Below are 15524 nucleotides of genomic sequence, written 5' to 3' on the forward strand. Positions count from 1 at the left end.
TAAAATGAAGATTGTTACAATAAAACTACCTAAATTTCTTTCTAAGATAGTTAAAATCTTTTATAGACGTCATTAGAACTAGGGCAAGAACATAAAATTTTACTTAAGAGTAGGGCTAAAATTTACTTAAATTAAATTACAATTCAAAAAAAGAGATGGTAATACCATCTCTTTTTTCTACAAAGAAAAAAAGCGCCAATTGACGCTTTCTATACTAAATAGCTCTTTGAACTTTTCCTGATCTAAGGCATCTAGTACAAACATGTACAGTTTTTGGAGTTCCATTAACTATAGCTTTAATCTTTTTTATGTTTGGAGCCCAAGTTCTCTTAGATTGTCTATGAGAATGGCTGAATTGTACTCCAGCGATAACACCCTTATTGCAAACTTCACACTTTCTTGACATCCGAAAACACCTCCCTGCTTCATGAAGATAGGCTTCTAAATAAGACCTTTATATTCTAGCATAGAGTTTATATAAAAATCAAGTAAATTATCAAAGAAAATGGAAAGAAGAAGAAGAAAGGAAATGAAATCCTTGAATAATGTAATTAATTAATATAGAATATACTATATGGATAATGATTAGGAGGATAATTATATGTTAGGATTTGAAAATAATAATGGAAATATAACATACAATGAAGAAGTCATTTCTAAAATTGTTGGCCTATCTACAATGGAATGTTATGGAGTAGTAGGTATGGTTTCTAAAAATGCTAGTGAAGGTTTTTGGGAATTAATTAGAATTGAGAACTTAAGTAAAGGCGTTAAGATTTCTTATAAGGAAGAGAAATTAGATGTAGAGGTTTTCGTAATGATAGAATACGGAACTAATATATCAACTATTTCAAATAACATAATACAAAAGATCAAGTATAATGTTGAGAACTACACAGGATTAAAGGTCTCTTCTATAACTGTTAACGTTCAGGCAGTTAGGGTCTAGGAGGTAATATACAATGAAGTATACTAAAATTAACGGACATGAATTTTATCGCATGGTTATACATGCTAGTAATAAACTAGAGGAGCAAAGTGACTATGTAAACTCGCTAAACGTCTTTCCAGTTCCTGATGGAGATACAGGTACAAATATGTCAATGACATTTAAAGCTGCCGCAAAAGAAATTGAAAATATAAACTCAGATAATATTGGGGAAGTTTCTAAAAAATTAGCTAAAGGTGCCCTTATGGGAGCTAGAGGTAACTCAGGTGTTATTCTATCTCAAATCTTAAGAGGAATATCAAAAGGTTTAGAGGGTAAGATTGAGGTATCGTCAAAAGAACTTTCTATTGCATTTCAAGAAGGTTCAAAATCAGCGTATAAGGCTGTTATGAAGCCAACTGAAGGAACAATATTAACTATTATTAGAGCAGCTGCAGAATCCGCAGTAGCATCTTCTCAAAGTGATATAACTTCACTTATGAATGAAATATGCAAAGCCTCTGAAATAATGCTTAATAAAACTCCAGATATGCTTCCAGCATTAAAACAAGCTAAGGTTGTAGACTCTGGTGGAATGGGACTACTTATAATATTAAAAGGAATGTATGAAGCTTTAGCTGAAGATATAAAACCAACAATAGGAGCAGTAAGTAAAGCTCCAGCTGCGAATGTAAAAGCTCAAGAACTTGTAAGTCAAGATATTAAATTTGGATATTGTACTGAATTTATTGTATTGGGTGATGCATCTAAAGCTAATATTTTAAAGGAAAAGATATCTTCTCTTGGGGATTCAATGATTGTAGTTGGTTATGAGGATGTGATTAAAGTTCATATTCATTCTAATGATCCAGGTGCAGTTCTTACTCATGCTGTTCAATTTGGAGAATTATCTAAAATAAAAATTGATAACATGAGAGAAGAGCATAGGAGTTTATTAACTGAATCTTCAGAAGGTGAAGAAGAAGTTGCATCAGTTGCTGAAAATAAAGAATATGGATTTATTTCAGTTGCTATGGGAAGCGGTATCAGTGATATTTTTAAAGACTTAGGCGTTGATTATATAATAGAAGGTGGTCAAACTATGAACCCTTCTACACAGGATATGGTTGAAGCAATAAACAAGATAAATGCCGAACACATTTTTATTTTACCAAATAATAAGAATATTCAAATGGCGGCTACACAAGCTGCAGAAATTTCAGATAAAGATGTTCGTGTAATTGCCTCAAAAACTATTCCTCAAGGAATAACAGCAATTACAATGTTCAATCCTGAAGCTAATGTAGAAGAAAACGAAGCAGCTATGATAGAAGCATTAGGTATGGTTAAATCAGCTTCAATTACTTATGCAGTTAGAGATACTGAAATGGATGGTATAGAGATAAAAGAAGGAAATATACTTGGGCTTTTAGAAGGAAAAATCAATCAAGTTGGAGAAGATATTTTCAAAGTTACAGAAGAAGTTCTTAGTAACATGGTTGACGAAGATTCTGAGTTAATTACTTTATTTTATGGTGAGGAAATTACTAAAGAAAAAGCTGAGGAGTTTGTTTCAACATTAGAAGAAAAGTATGAAGATTTAGATATCCAATTATATAGTGGAGATCAACCTCTTTACTATTTCATTATGTCAGTTGAGTAAGCGTATTTTATCAAAAGACTTAATAGGGTTTTATTAAGCCTTATGCATATACTTTAAAGGGAAAAGCGACCATGTCGCTTTTTTCTTTTAAAAAATCTTGAGGCCTATTTTTAGGAGGAAAAATGAATCTATATAGTGATATTTCTACTTTAAAAGGAGTAGGGCCAAAACTAAAAGAAAAACTAAATAAATGTGGCATATTTTCAATAATGGATTTACTTTTATACTTTCCTAGAGATTATGAATTTGTTAACGGAAATAAAAGTGTTGAAGATATGAATAAAGAAGAGAAGCAAATTCTTACTTGCACAGTAACTGGATTTAAAAGTGATGTTCGTACTAAAAATCGTAAAATATTATCTACCGTCATTTTTAAATATGAAAATCAAATAGTTTTAGGAATATGGTTTAATCAACCTTACATAAAAAGAAATTTTATTATCGGTAAAGAGTATAATCTTTTAGGTAAATTTAAGAAGAATAAAGATGTTCTTGAGGTTGTAAATCCATTAGTTACTTCTAATGAAACCTTAAAGTCCCAAATCATACCTAAATATCACTTAAAAGGTGATATTAATAATGCTGTTATTGTTAAGCTAATTAATCAAATCTTATTTTCTATAAAGATTAAAGATAACTTACCAAAAGAGATAATTGAGAAATATAAACTTTCATCTTTAGATGAGAGTATAAGAAACATACACTTTCCAACTGAAAAAGATATCTTGAAACAGGCTACAGATAGACTAAAGTTTCAAGAATTATTTACATTTTCACTAAAATTATCAATGTTAAAATATCATTTGAAGAATAATTCCACAGGAATTGAATTTACTATGAGCGAGGAGTTAGTAAAGTTAAAAGAGAAACTACCCTACACCTTAACAAACGCACAAAGTAAGGTTGTAAGAGAAATTCTTTTAGATCAGAAGAAAAAGATTCCGATGAATAGATTAGTTCAAGGGGATGTAGGAAGTGGAAAAACCATTGTAGCATTAATTGCTATGTTTAACGTTTATAAAAATGGCTATCAAAGCGTGTTAATGGCTCCAACAGAGATTTTAGCTAATCAACATTTTGTAGAAGCACAAAAATTACTAGGTGATTTTAATGTAGATATTGAATTATTAACTGGAAGTACAACTAATAAAGAAAAGTTAAGAATAAAAGAAAAAATAAAAAGCAATGAACCATTAATTGTAGTAGGAACACATGCTTTAATACAAGAAGATGTAGAGTTTGGAAATTTAGGTTTTATAGTAACTGATGAGCAACATAGATTTGGTGTAGAACAAAGAAGTAAGTTAATTAATAAGGGTAAAGAAGTTGATTGCATGGTAATGAGTGCAACGCCAATTCCAAGAACTCTAGCGTTATATCTTTATTCTGATTTAGAAGTATCAATAATTGATGAGCTACCACCAGGAAGAAAAGAAATCAAAACCAGCTTTTATTCTATGGAAAAAAGAAATCTTGCATATAGACTTGCTAAAGAAGAAATTGATAAAGGACGCCAAGCATATATTGTTTGTCCTCTTATTGAAGAAGATGAGAATGGAAAATTAAACTCTGTTGAAAAAGTCTATAATGAATTATCTCATGGAATATTTAAAGAAACAGAAATAAGAATACTTCATGGCAAAATGCCTTCAAAAGAAAAAGATAGCATTATAAATGCTTTTAAAAATAATGAAGTTAAGCTCTTGATTTCTACTACAGTAATAGAAGTTGGAGTGAATGTTCCAAATGCAACAATAATGATTATTGAAAACTCTGAAAGATTTGGATTAGCTCAATTACATCAGTTAAGAGGTAGAGTAGGAAGAGGTCAATTTCAATCTCAATGTATACTCATAGGAAATGCAAAAAATCCCGTAACTAAAAGAAGAATGGAGATAATGGTTTCAAGTAATGATGGATTTTATATAGCAGAAGAAGATCTTAAAATTAGAGGTTCAGGTGAGATGTTTGGATATAGCCAAAGCGGAGAAACAGATTTGCTTCTTGCAGATATTATAGAAGATATTAACATATTAAAATATGCAAATTATGAGGCTAAAAATGCTATTTTATGTAATGATATAGAATATAAGAATTTGTGTATGGAAATACTTAAAACCCTAAAAAATAGCAGTAAATATATATGTTTTAATTAAATTAAATTGTAGAAAATATATCAATGTGTTAAAATGTTAAAGAAATAAATAGGAGGAGGTTCTTATATGAGAATCATAGCAGGTAAGGCAAAAGGACGTAAATTACTTTCTCCAGCCACATATGAAACAAGACCTACTTTAGACCGCGTAAAAGAATCAATGTTTAGTATTATTCAGAATTATTTAATAGATGCTACAGTTGTAGATGTATTTGCAGGTACTGGTTCTCTTGGTTTAGAGGCAGCAAGTAGAGGCGCAAAGGAAGTATTTCTAGTTGATAAAAGTCCTGTTACATTTCCAATTCTAAAACAAAATATTGAAGCTTTAAAATTTGATGATTTTTGTTATGCTTTAAATAAAGATGCCTATGCAGCATTGAATTTTTTAGCCGATAAAAATAAGGTGTTTGATATTATTTTTATTGATCCACCTTATTTAAAGGATATGATCCCAAAAGCATTAGAAATTGTTAAAGAAAAAAATATGCTGCATCCAGAAGGAATCGTTGTAACTAAAATTGATACAAGCGAAGAAATCTGCGATGGATACAAAGATATTAAGCTAGTAGATACAAGGAAGTATGGTAATACTACTGTATGCTTATATAAGTACAAGGAGGACTAATATGAAAATAGGAGTATATCCTGGAAGCTTTGATCCTATTACAAATGGTCATTTAGATATTATCGAAAGAGGATCAAAGGTCTTTGATAAGCTTATAGTAGGAGTCTTAGTTAATGTAGATAAAAAAGGTTTATTTGACTATCCTGAAAGAGTTGAACTTATACAAAGGGTAACTGCAAAATATAAAAATGTTGAAGTAAGATGTTTTGAAGGCTTACTTATTGATTTTATGAAAAAAGAAGAGGCTAGCGTAATTTTAAAAGGTCTAAGAGCTTTCTCGGATTTTGAATATGAATTTCAAATGGCGCTTATGAACAATAAGTTAGATCCAGAGGTCGAGACTGTATTTATGATGACTTCAGCACAATACTCTTATTTAAGTTCTTCAGCAGTAAAACAGGTAGCTAAATTTGGCGGGCGTATTGAGGGATTAGTACCAGATGAGGTAATTGATGATGTATACTCAAAAATACTAAGTTTATAAGAGGTGTTAAAATGGAAAAAATGGATGTTAATATTATTGAACTATTGGAATACTTACAAGATTTAGTTGAAAATTCTGCTAAGGTTCCAATAACAGGCAAAGTAGTTCTTGATAAAAAAGAAGTGATTGATGTAATTGAACAAATTGTTCATTATTTACCAGATCAATTTAAAAAAGCTCAGTGGGTTGTAAATGAGAGAGAAAGAATACTACAAGAAGCCAATGTAGAACTTGAAACAGCAAGAAAAGAAACTGCTGAATTAATGCGTAAGAACATAGAAAATCATGATTACGTAAAGGAAGCGAAGGTTAGATCTCAAGAAATAATTGCTCAAGCTCAAAGAGAAGCAAAATCTATTAGATTAGGGGCTAGAGATTATGCAGATGAAATTTTAAGTGATTTAGATAAGCAAGTTGAAATTAAAAAAGAGGCCCTTATGAATGAACTAAAAGCCTCTGTAGAAACATTTGCACAAGGTCTTGATGGTACTTTGCAAAATATAGGTGGAACTATTAAGGAAAATATTAAAGAGCTTAGAAGTATGAAATAGTTAAAAATACATAAGTAATAATAGTTGCAAAACTCCCTTGAAGTAATTTGTACATAAAATATTTTTTTAATTTGACTCCATGTTGACTACAAAAAGAACTAATTTGTGCTAAAACTGAAAAACCACAAAAAGATGTTAGAAAACTAATAATACATAACTTCATATTTATGGACAGGCTACTTGAAGAAATGATTTTACATCCATTAGTTATTTCGATCATGCCTAGAACTGTTCCTTTCATTATTTCATATGGAACACCAAAAAGCGAAGCTATGCTATTTAATGAGAGATTAAAAAAGTAGGAATTACTTACTATGGATATAATAACGGAAAATATTATAATGTATCCCGAAATATTTAAGGTGCTTATAATGGCATTTTCTAAGGAGTTTTTAAAAATGGTTCCAAAATTAGCGGTTATGTTGATTTTGGAATCATTTTTTTTATAGCTAGAAATAGTTTTAGTTCTAGTAATAAATGCTATTAAAATCATTGAAATATAATTTCCTAATAAAAGTATGTATCCATAGGTTTTGTTTTGTAACATTACACTTCCTACTGAACCAATTAAGAATAATGGACCTGTATTTGATGCTATATATATTAATCTTACATATTCATCAAATTGCACATGACCTTTTTCATATAGTTCAGATGAATATTTAGCACCAATAGGATTGCCACATATAATACTTGCTATAATGGGAAAACTACAGTTTTTACTCAATTTAAAAGGAGTGCATAAAAATCTACCAAATAACTTACTATATACTGAGATTCCACCATAAGCAATGAGCAAATTACATAGAACCATAAAAGGAAGGACTGTAGGTAAAACAGCTTGTACAAATAGCTCAGCACCTTTTAAGGATGCATCAATACATAGCTTTGGATTTAGTAAAAAATATATTATTAAAATAGACAATAATACAGTTGGCATTATTGTTATTTTTCCCTTTATTTGAATGATTAACGAAATCGTTAAGATGATTATTAATCCATATAAAATATAAATACTATACATAAGAACACCCCCATATATAGTATTTATATTATGTTTAGTATCTAATTAGAATATTAAGTGGGAATATTCTAATTAACCTTTATTATTTTATATTTCATTCATTTTAATTAGTGGTGACTGCTTAAACTCGTTATCCATTTTTATATTTTTGCAAATTAAACTATAAGCTTTTGATGCTTGAATATCTATTGTGTAGATATCACTAAAGGGTTTTTTAGGTTTATTTATAAATTCAATTGAACTCTCTTTTTTAATTCGTTTAATTATTTCAGCACCTTTTTGATTTAACCCTAGAATTCTTACCTTATCAGGCTGTTTTTTTCTCAGTTCCTTTAGAGGATACTTCTCAAGACCGATAAAAAATTGGGTTAATATTCTGCTTATTCTAGTATAAGTATATCTTTTGCTTTTGCAGTTCAATATTAATTCATTTAAGTTATTTGAATTCTGAAGTTCATTTATTATTTTATTATCCAATCCCTCAGAGGCATCTGGAATTAAGCTTAAGGATTTTGGATCAGTCAATATTTTATATTTAACATATGAAAAGATCTTTTCTTCAAAGGCGAAATCATAATTTTCTAATGAAAGTTTACTTAAAATATTATATGATTCCATTGGAAGATGAGATTTTAAATCATCAACAACGTTATTTGCCTTAAGGTAATTTCTTATTGATGAAGCAGAAGAAAAATCCTTATTTAATTCCTTATCATTATATAATGCACCTTCCCTTTTAAAAGTGTAAGGTATTATATTGCTTTTAAGCCTAAGTAGTGCTTTTAAATATTCTATACCAAGTATATTGTTTGATGAATTTAGTTGTTTCTTTAAATAGTCTTCATCATAAGATAAATTTAAACTTTGCATAATTTCTAGTATTGCTTTGCTCCTTGAAACTGCAACAGGATATCCTTCATTTAAAAATTTCTTTATAGTTTCTTTAAATTCGTTACTTTCGTTAGATAGTATAGAAGATATTTGCATTAGTAAATTAATATCTCCACATTCACTTCCAAAAGCAATTGAATCTATTACATTAAGTGAGTTTAGTATAGAAACTGCGCCAGATGCAAAAAATTCTGCTGAAGATACAGCATAAACTGTTGGAAGTTCTAATATAAGATCTATACCATTATCCAATGCCATTTGGGCTCTAGTCCATTTATCAATTATGGCTGGCGCACCTCTTTGAACAAAATGGCCGCTCATTAAACAAACTACAGCATCACAATTTGTCAATTTTTTTGTTTTTTCTAAATGTAATTTATGCCCTAAATGAAAGGGATTATATTCAGTTATAATTCCAGCAATTTTCATAATTTCACCTCTTACAATAGGTATTATACATTATAATTCCATAAAATATCAAAATCATATTGAATTGTTAGAAAATTAATATTATTTATAATAATTAAATTATAATAATCTAGGCATTTTTTATCTTTAAAATATTGAAATGATTATATGAATAGGAGTATATTATAAGGTGTAGTATATCTACGCTTTGAAAGGAGAAATGAACATGGAACTTATGAAAAAAATATGGGAGATGGCAAAAACAGATAGAAAAAGAATTGTCCTTCCAGAAGGAGACGAGGAAAGAACAGTCGTAGCAGCTCAAAAAATAAAAGAACTTGGGCTTGCTGATGTAATCCTTGTTGGTAACATTAGTAAAATAAAGGAGAAAGCTGAAAGTATAGGAGTTAATTTAGATGGAATATCTATTGAAGATCCTGAGACTTCTGCTAAACTTCATGATTACATTAATGCATTCTATGAAATAAGAAAAAATAAAGGAATGACATTAGAAAAAGCAGAAAAAATAGTTAGAGATCCACTTTATTTCGGAACTATGATGGTGAAAATGGATGATGCAGATGGAATGGTTTCAGGAGCTGTTCACACTACTGGTGATCTATTAAGACCAGGTCTTCAAATAATAAAAAATGCACCTGGAGTATCAGTAGTATCAAGTTTCTTTATAATGATGGTACCAGGATCTAAGTATGGAGAGAGTGGTATGCTTTTATTCTCTGACTGTGCTGTAAATCCTAATCCAAATGCTGATCAATTAGCAGCAATAGCTATTGCTACAGCAGATACAGCTAAAAAATTATGTAATATAGATCCAAAGGTTGCAATGCTTTCATTCTCAACTATGGGTTCAGCTGACCATGAACTTGTTGATAAGGTAAGAACTGCGACTGCTAAAGCTAAAGAATTAAGACCAGATTTATTAATTGATGGAGAAATGCAATTAGATGCTGCTATTGTAAGAAAAGTTGCTGATCAAAAGGCACCAAGCAGTCCAGTAGCTGGTAATGCTAATGTACTAGTATTCCCGGATTTACAAGCTGGAAATATTGGTTATAAATTAGTTCAAAGATTTGCTAATGCAGAAGCTATAGGCCCTATATGTCAAGGTTTTGCTAAACCTATCAACGACTTATCAAGAGGTTGTAGCTCAGATGATATAGTGAATGTTGTAGCGCTTACTGCTGTTCAAGCAATAACAAATAAATAATTGCACAAGGAGAGATTGTACTATGAATATATTAGTAATTAACTGTGGAAGTTCATCTTTAAAATATCAATTAATAAATATGAAAACTGAGGATTCATTAGCAACTGGATTAGTTGAGAGAATCGGAATTGAAGGTTCAATACTAACTCAAAAAGCTAATGGTGAAAAATATGTTGTTGAATCACCAATGAAAGATCATAAGGATGCTATTAAGCTTGTTTTAGATGCTTTAGTAAATGATGTTCATGGCGTTATTAAATCAATGGACGAAATCCAAGCAGTTGGACATAGAGTTGTTCATGGTGGAGAAAATTATGCTAAATCCGTTTTAATTACTGACGAAGTAATGAAAGATTTAGAAGATTGTGCTAAACTAGCACCACTTCATAACCCACCAAATATAATTGGAATTAATGCTTGTAAAGCACTTATGCCAAATACACCTATGGTTGTTGTTTTTGATACAGCTTTCCATCAAACTATGCCAGAAAAAGCGTATTTATATGCAATTCCATATGAATTATATGAAGAAAAACATATTAGAAAATACGGATTCCATGGAACTTCACATAGATATGTATCATTAAAAGCTGCAGAAGCTTTAGGAAAAGATATAAAAGATCTTAAAATCATAACTTGTCATTTAGGTAATGGTGCATCTGTTGCCGCTGTTAAAAACGGTGAATCAGTTGATACTTCTATGGGATTCACACCATTAGAAGGATTAGTAATGGGTACTAGAACTGGAAATATAGATGCAGCAGTAATTACATACTTAATTAAAGAAGCAGGGTATACTGCAGAACAAGTAGATGAAATCTTAAATAAAAAGTCAGGTATACTTGGAGTTTCAGGTGTAAGCTCAGACTTTAGAGATGTAGAAGATGCTGCATGGAACAGAAATGAGCATAGATCTATCTTAGCTCTTGATATGTTTGCATACAGAGTTAAACAATATATTGGTTCTTATGCTGCTATAATGGGTGGTGTAGACGCTATAGTATTTACAGCTGGAGTAGGTGAAAACTCACCTGAAATGAGAGAGAGCATTTTAGAAGGTTTAGATTTCTTAGGTGTTCAATTTGATGCGTCAGCAAATAAGGTTAGAGGTAAATTAACTGAGATTACAAAACCTGAATCTAAGGTTAAAGCTTTCTTAATTCCTACTAACGAAGAGCTTATGATTGCAAAGGATACTTTAGCATTTCTTTAAAATATTTGCCAAGTACCCTTGACTTTTAATCATCTCCTCTATATAATAAATTGTGGTTATGGACTAATTTCTAACTAAGGAGAGTGAAAAGAAGCTTTGGCTCAAGCTATGTAAAACATAATGCACCTTATGGGTGTGAGGAAGAAATTCCAGAGTCTTATTTATGATTATTAATCTTTTAGATTTATCAAGTAAAAATGATAAGGTTAAGAATATTAGCTTTGAATTTACTCATGAACCATTTAATTTTGAAGGAGAAATAATTACTCCTTTAGAATCCATTAAGGTTAGTGGATTAGTTAAGGCATATGGAGATATATTAGAGCTTCATTTAGATATTAAGACAGTTCTAGAAGCTTCATGTTCCAGGTGTTTAGAAAACTTTTCATTCCCAATAGATTTAACTATTGACGAGAAGTTTACAAATAAATCTACTGTAGAAGGTGAAGAGTTAATCTTCATTGAGGGTGATAACTTAGATATCACTGAAGTAGTTATAAATGATATTATATCAACCTTGCCTATTAAGAGACTTTGCAGTGAGAGTTGTAAAGGGCTTTGCTTAAATTGTGGAACCAATCTAAATAAGAGCACATGTAATTGTGAAACTTATGAAGTTGATTACAGATTAGAAGCCTTAAAGAACTTTTTCACAGAATAAGGAGGTGTAGCAATGGGAAATCCAGCTAGAAAAACTTACAGAGCTAAAAGAGATTCAAGAAGAGCACAAACTTTCAAACTAAGCTTACCTGGCATAGTTGAATGTCCACAATGTCATGAAATGAAACTTGCTCATAGAGTATGTAAAAAATGCGGATATTACAAAGGTAAAGAAGTTGTAGCTTCTGAAAATTAAAGAAAGTCTTATGACTTTCTTTTCTTTACTTTATAGTGAATTTTAATAAATTGCATTTATACAGCCTTGTCTTTTAAATTATTAAATGCAATTTATTTTATAATTCTTAAAAATGGGGTGTGGTTTATGAAATTTGTTATTGATGGAATGGGCGGAGACAATGCTCCTAAAGCTGTAGTTGAGGGTGCTGTTGAAGCAATAAAGACTTTTTCAGATATTGAGATCTACATTACTGGTCCAGCTGAAAAACTAACAAAGGAATTGGAAAATTACACTTATGATAAATCAAAAATAAAAGTAGTTGATGCTACTGAAGTAATTTCCCCTAATGAGCATCCAGTTATGGCTTTAAGGAAGAAAAAAGATTCTAGTATGGTAAAAGCACTAAATCTTGTTAAGTCTGGTGATTGTGATGGCATAATATCAGCTGGTAGCACAGGAGCATTTTTAGCAGGGTGTACATTGATAGTTGGAAGAATTCCAGGGATTGAAAGACCTGTACTAGCTCCAATTATGCCTGGAAAGAATGGTAACTTTATGGTTATTGATGCTGGTGCAAACGTTGACTCAAAACCACACTATCTTCCACAATTTGCACTTATGGGAAAGGTATACTATAAAAGCGTTACTGGAGTTCATGAACCATCAGTTGGATTAATTAATATAGGTACTGAAGAAGAAAAAGGTAACGAGCTTACAAAAGCTGCCTATCCACTTTTGAAAAATACAGATATTAATTTCGTAGGAAATGTTGAGCCAAGAGAAGCACCAAAGGGTGATGTTAATGTATTAGTATGTGATGGATTTGTAGGAAATACATTACTTAAAACTTATGAAGGCGTTGCATCAACACTTTTAAATATGCTTAAAGACGAAATAAAAGCCTCAACCATTGGTAAAATTGGTGCGTTATTTTTACTTCCTGTCTTTAAAAAACTTCAAAAAAAGTTTGATTATAAAGAAGAAGGTGGTGCACCTTTTTTAGGAGTTCAAGGAATTTGTATCAAGGCACATGGAAGTTCTGATGGTAAAGCATTCAAAAACGCAATAAGGCAAGCAAAAATTTTCTATGAAAATGATATTTTATCTAAGATAAAAATAGAAATTGAAAAAATAAATAGGTAAAATACTTTTATATTATTAAAATAACAACATATTCTAATTTAGAATATTGACGGCAAAAAATATATATAATATTATCTAAGTAGACGGAAGTGGAGGTGAAAATATGTTTGAGAAAATTAAAGAAATTATAGCTGATAAGTTAAGTGTTAATGTTGATGACATTACTATGGAATCATCTTTTATAGAAGATTTAGGAGCTGATTCACTTGATATAGTTGAATTAATTATGGCATTAGAAGATGAATTAGAAATGGAAATTCCTGATGAAGATGCTGAGAAGTTTACAACTGTAGGAGATGTAGTTAACTACATTAAAGCACAGGGTGATGAATAAATAAGATCCCGCTAATTGCGGGATTTTAATTTTAAACTAGTGTATTCTTGAATTTGTTAAATGAACAACTTGAAGAATATACTTCGAGGAGAGATAATATGGAGTTAATGAACTTTGAAAAAAAGATTGAAATTTTTTTCGCTGATGAGAATTTTTTAAGAACAGCCCTTACACATTCCTCTTTTGCTCACCAATACAAAAATGTTGATCATAATGAAAGACTTGAATTCTTAGGAGACTCTGTATTACAGTTGACTATAACTGAGTACTTATTTAAAAAATATAGTCATAAAAGTGAAGGAGAGTTAACTAAGATAAGAAGTTTAATAGTTTGTGAAAATTCACTTTTCCAAATTGCTAAGACCTTAGAATTATCTTCCTTTATTAGAATGAGTAAAGGTGAGGAATTGACGGGTGGTCGTGAAAGAGCTTCGCTTTTAGCTGATGCTGTGGAAGCTGTAATCGCAGCAATCTATTTAGATAAAGGTTTAGAAGTTGCTAAAAATTTTATTTTAATTAACTTTGATCCAATTATAAAGATGGCTATTAAAAATGAAATTATTTTGGATTTCAAAACACGATTGCAAGAGTTGCTTCAGAAAAAAGGTGAGGTAGAAATTTCTTATCATCTAGTTAAATTTGAAGGACCTCCCCATAGAAGAAAATTCTTTATAGATGTATTTATCAATAATGAAAATTTCGGGTCAGGAGAAGGATACTCAAAGAAGGAAGCAGAACAAAATGCAGCTAAAAAGGCTTTAGAAAACTTGGAGGCAAAAAATGGGTAAAAACTATTATATCATTCCTTTGTTTGTTCCACACGAAGGGTGTCCGCATAATTGTGTTTTTTGCAATCAATCAAGAATAACTGGTGAGAGTGAAAGAGTAACTAGGGAAATTGCTATAAAGACTATTGATGAGTACCTTGAAACAATAAATAGTAATAGTTCAACGGTGGAAGTATCCTTTTTCGGAGGAACTTTTACTGCAATTAGAGAAGAAAATCAAAAAGAATTGCTTGAGGTCGCAAAACACTATAAAGATAAAGGCTTAATAGATAAGATTAGATTAAGTACTCGTCCAGATTATATAAATGAATATATACTGGACTATTTAAAAGAATATGGAGTAGATATTATTGAACTTGGCGTACAATCTCTTAATGAGGATGTATTGAAACTTTCAGGGAGAGGACATTCAAAAGAAGATGTGGAAAATGCATCGCGTTTGATTAAGGATTATGGGTTTACATTAGGGCATCAATTGATGATTGGACTTCCGGGAGATACTTTAGATAGAGATATTCAAAGTGTTAGAGATTCAATAGAGATGAAACCGGATATTGCAAGAATATATCCTGCATTAGTAATAAAAGATACTCCAATGGAAATAATGTATAAAAGAGGAACATTTATACCATATACATTAGAGGAAGCAGTAGAAGCTTCAAAGATTGTTTTTAAAGAATATAAAAGCAATAATGTTAAGGTTATAAGAATAGGACTTCAACCTACAGAAAACATTACTTTAGGAAAAGATATAATCGCGGGTCCATTTCACCCGGCGTTTAGAGAATTGGTTGAAGCAAGTATATTAGAAGAAAAATTAGTGTCAATTGCAAAAGAACATATCAGTTCAAGCACATTTGATATTTTAATAAATCCAAAAAACTTATCTAAGTTATATGCTGATAAGAAGAAATATTTTAATGAGTTAAATTCTAAATTAAAAGATATAAATATTAATGTAGTTCAAGATTCAGCTATAGATAGAGAGTCAATAATTATAAAATCTGGTGCAGATGAATTTAAAATTAATTTATAAACTTTAATACATAGTAGTTGTGTATAATAGCCTTAATAAACTAGAAATAATTAACTAAAGGCATTTTACACGACTTTTTTTAATCTTTAGGAATTTATAATATTTTAAGTGTTTAGATAACATTATAAATTTGAATTATAATCTAAGGATTTACTAGACTAAACTAAAGAGTAAAAAACTGAATTAGTCGCCTGCCAACTTTTCATCACATGTGT

Annotated in this window: 18 protein-coding genes; 15 read left to right on the top strand and 3 right to left on the bottom strand. The window is 30.2% G+C overall.

Annotation, left to right across the window (positions count from 1 at the left end):
• Nucleotides 1-4: 4 nt before the first annotated feature.
• A complete protein-coding gene (gene spoVM / locus L1S47_RS20725; RefSeq protein WP_373689038.1) occupies nt 5-76 on the top strand; it encodes a stage V sporulation protein SpoVM in 72 nt (23 codons plus the stop codon).
• Nucleotides 77-214: 138 nt separating this feature from the next.
• Here the strand turns inward: spoVM and rpmB are convergent, their stop codons facing one another.
• Nucleotides 215-406 (bottom strand): 50S ribosomal protein L28, encoded by a 192-nt coding sequence (gene rpmB / locus L1S47_RS05985; RefSeq protein ID WP_202766216.1) that lies wholly within the window; start codon nt 404-406, stop codon nt 215-217.
• Between the two features lie 195 nt (nt 407-601).
• Between rpmB and L1S47_RS05990 the strand changes: the two genes are divergently transcribed.
• From L1S47_RS05990 to L1S47_RS06015, 6 genes are all read left to right on the top strand, one after another.
• Nucleotides 602-949 (top strand): Asp23/Gls24 family envelope stress response protein, encoded by a 348-nt coding sequence (locus L1S47_RS05990; RefSeq protein WP_238882550.1) that lies wholly within the window; start codon nt 602-604, stop codon nt 947-949.
• Between the two features lie 13 nt (nt 950-962).
• Nucleotides 963-2591 (top strand): DAK2 domain-containing protein, encoded by a 1629-nt coding sequence (locus L1S47_RS05995; RefSeq protein ID WP_238882551.1) that lies wholly within the window; start codon nt 963-965, stop codon nt 2589-2591.
• Nucleotides 2592-2713: 122 nt separating this feature from the next.
• Complete coding sequence (recG, locus tag L1S47_RS06000; RefSeq protein ID WP_238882552.1) at nt 2714-4747, top strand: ATP-dependent DNA helicase RecG; 2034 nt, start codon at nt 2714-2716, stop codon at nt 4745-4747.
• 66 nt (nt 4748-4813) lie between these two features.
• The gene (rsmD, locus tag L1S47_RS06005) at nt 4814-5371 is read left to right on the top strand and encodes a 16S rRNA (guanine(966)-N(2))-methyltransferase RsmD (RefSeq protein ID WP_238882553.1); all 558 of its coding nucleotides are present in this window, start codon (nt 4814-4816) and stop codon (nt 5369-5371) included.
• 1 nt (nt 5372) lies between these two features.
• On the top strand, nt 5373-5855 hold the full coding sequence (gene coaD, locus L1S47_RS06010) for a pantetheine-phosphate adenylyltransferase (protein ID WP_202766221.1): 483 nt from the start codon (nt 5373-5375) through the stop codon (nt 5853-5855).
• Between the two features lie 11 nt (nt 5856-5866).
• On the top strand, nt 5867-6406 hold the full coding sequence (locus tag L1S47_RS06015) for an ATPase (protein ID WP_202766222.1): 540 nt from the start codon (nt 5867-5869) through the stop codon (nt 6404-6406).
• Here the strand turns inward: L1S47_RS06015 and ylbJ are convergent.
• Nucleotides 6390-7430: a sporulation integral membrane protein YlbJ gene (gene ylbJ / locus L1S47_RS06020; protein ID WP_238882554.1), complete on the bottom strand. Its 1041-nt coding sequence runs from the start codon at nt 7428-7430 to the stop codon at nt 6390-6392. The genes L1S47_RS06015 and ylbJ overlap by 17 nt on opposite strands.
• 87 nt (nt 7431-7517) lie before the next feature.
• A complete protein-coding gene (locus tag L1S47_RS06025) occupies nt 7518-8750 on the bottom strand; it encodes a nucleotidyltransferase (RefSeq protein ID WP_238882555.1) in 1233 nt (410 codons plus the stop codon).
• 205 nt (nt 8751-8955) lie between these two features.
• Here L1S47_RS06025 and pta point away from each other — a divergent pair, with 205 nt between their 5' ends.
• The 8 genes from pta to L1S47_RS06065 all read left to right on the top strand — a co-directional run bounded on the left by pta (nt 8956) and on the right by L1S47_RS06065 (nt 15309).
• A complete protein-coding gene (gene pta, locus L1S47_RS06030; RefSeq protein WP_238882556.1) occupies nt 8956-9957 on the top strand; it encodes a phosphate acetyltransferase in 1002 nt (333 codons plus the stop codon).
• A gap of 22 nt (nt 9958-9979) precedes the next feature.
• Nucleotides 9980-11170 (top strand): acetate/propionate family kinase, encoded by a 1191-nt coding sequence (locus L1S47_RS06035; protein ID WP_238882557.1) that lies wholly within the window; start codon nt 9980-9982, stop codon nt 11168-11170.
• Nucleotides 11171-11333: 163 nt separating this feature from the next.
• On the top strand, nt 11334-11831 hold the full coding sequence (locus L1S47_RS06040; protein WP_238882558.1) for a DUF177 domain-containing protein: 498 nt from the start codon (nt 11334-11336) through the stop codon (nt 11829-11831).
• A gap of 12 nt (nt 11832-11843) precedes the next feature.
• Nucleotides 11844-12026 (top strand): 50S ribosomal protein L32, encoded by a 183-nt coding sequence (rpmF, locus tag L1S47_RS06045; protein ID WP_202766228.1) that lies wholly within the window; start codon nt 11844-11846, stop codon nt 12024-12026.
• Nucleotides 12027-12152: 126 nt separating this feature from the next.
• The gene (gene plsX, locus L1S47_RS06050) at nt 12153-13151 is read left to right on the top strand and encodes a phosphate acyltransferase PlsX (protein WP_238882559.1); all 999 of its coding nucleotides are present in this window, start codon (nt 12153-12155) and stop codon (nt 13149-13151) included.
• Between the two features lie 103 nt (nt 13152-13254).
• Nucleotides 13255-13485, top strand: a complete 231-nt coding sequence (gene acpP / locus L1S47_RS06055; protein ID WP_202766230.1) for an acyl carrier protein — start codon at nt 13255-13257, stop codon at nt 13483-13485.
• Between the two features lie 98 nt (nt 13486-13583).
• The gene (rnc, locus tag L1S47_RS06060) at nt 13584-14273 is read left to right on the top strand and encodes a ribonuclease III (RefSeq protein WP_238882560.1); all 690 of its coding nucleotides are present in this window, start codon (nt 13584-13586) and stop codon (nt 14271-14273) included.
• A complete protein-coding gene (locus tag L1S47_RS06065; RefSeq protein WP_238882561.1) occupies nt 14266-15309 on the top strand; it encodes an elongator complex protein 3 in 1044 nt (347 codons plus the stop codon). Before rnc ends, L1S47_RS06065 begins: the two co-directional genes overlap by 8 nt.
• Nucleotides 15310-15524: the final 215 nt, after the last annotated feature.

Origin of the sequence: Clostridium sp. YIM B02551 (assembly GCF_022324735.1) — a bacterium.
GTDB classification, from domain to species: domain Bacteria; phylum Bacillota; class Clostridia; order Clostridiales; family Clostridiaceae; genus Clostridium_T; species Clostridium_T paridis.

Bases quoted from the DNA above. Each gene is read 5' to 3' on its own strand.
- L1S47_RS05995 (WP_238882551.1), top strand. From the start codon at position 963: ATGAAGTATACTAAAATTAACGGACATGAATTTTATCGCATGGTTATA.
- rnc (WP_238882560.1), top strand. From the start codon at position 13,584: ATGGAGTTAATGAACTTTGAAAAAAAGATTGAAATTTTTTTCGCTGAT.
- L1S47_RS06015 (WP_202766222.1), top strand. From the start codon at position 5,867: ATGGAAAAAATGGATGTTAATATTATTGAACTATTGGAATACTTACAA.
- L1S47_RS06025 (WP_238882555.1), bottom strand. From the start codon at position 8,750: ATGAAAATTGCTGGAATTATAACTGAATATAATCCCTTTCATTTAGGG.
- pta (WP_238882556.1), top strand. From the start codon at position 8,956: ATGGAACTTATGAAAAAAATATGGGAGATGGCAAAAACAGATAGAAAA.
- recG (WP_238882552.1), top strand. From the start codon at position 2,714: ATGAATCTATATAGTGATATTTCTACTTTAAAAGGAGTAGGGCCAAAA.
- rsmD (WP_238882553.1), top strand. From the start codon at position 4,814: ATGAGAATCATAGCAGGTAAGGCAAAAGGACGTAAATTACTTTCTCCA.
- plsX (WP_238882559.1), top strand. From the start codon at position 12,153: ATGAAATTTGTTATTGATGGAATGGGCGGAGACAATGCTCCTAAAGCT.
- L1S47_RS06040 (WP_238882558.1), top strand. From the start codon at position 11,334: ATGATTATTAATCTTTTAGATTTATCAAGTAAAAATGATAAGGTTAAG.
- acpP (WP_202766230.1), top strand. From the start codon at position 13,255: ATGTTTGAGAAAATTAAAGAAATTATAGCTGATAAGTTAAGTGTTAAT.
- rpmF (WP_202766228.1), top strand. From the start codon at position 11,844: ATGGGAAATCCAGCTAGAAAAACTTACAGAGCTAAAAGAGATTCAAGA.
- L1S47_RS06065 (WP_238882561.1), top strand. From the start codon at position 14,266: ATGGGTAAAAACTATTATATCATTCCTTTGTTTGTTCCACACGAAGGG.
- L1S47_RS05990 (WP_238882550.1), top strand. From the start codon at position 602: ATGTTAGGATTTGAAAATAATAATGGAAATATAACATACAATGAAGAA.
- coaD (WP_202766221.1), top strand. From the start codon at position 5,373: ATGAAAATAGGAGTATATCCTGGAAGCTTTGATCCTATTACAAATGGT.
- L1S47_RS06035 (WP_238882557.1), top strand. From the start codon at position 9,980: ATGAATATATTAGTAATTAACTGTGGAAGTTCATCTTTAAAATATCAA.
- ylbJ (WP_238882554.1), bottom strand. From the start codon at position 7,430: ATGTATAGTATTTATATTTTATATGGATTAATAATCATCTTAACGATT.
- rpmB (WP_202766216.1), bottom strand. From the start codon at position 406: ATGTCAAGAAAGTGTGAAGTTTGCAATAAGGGTGTTATCGCTGGAGTA.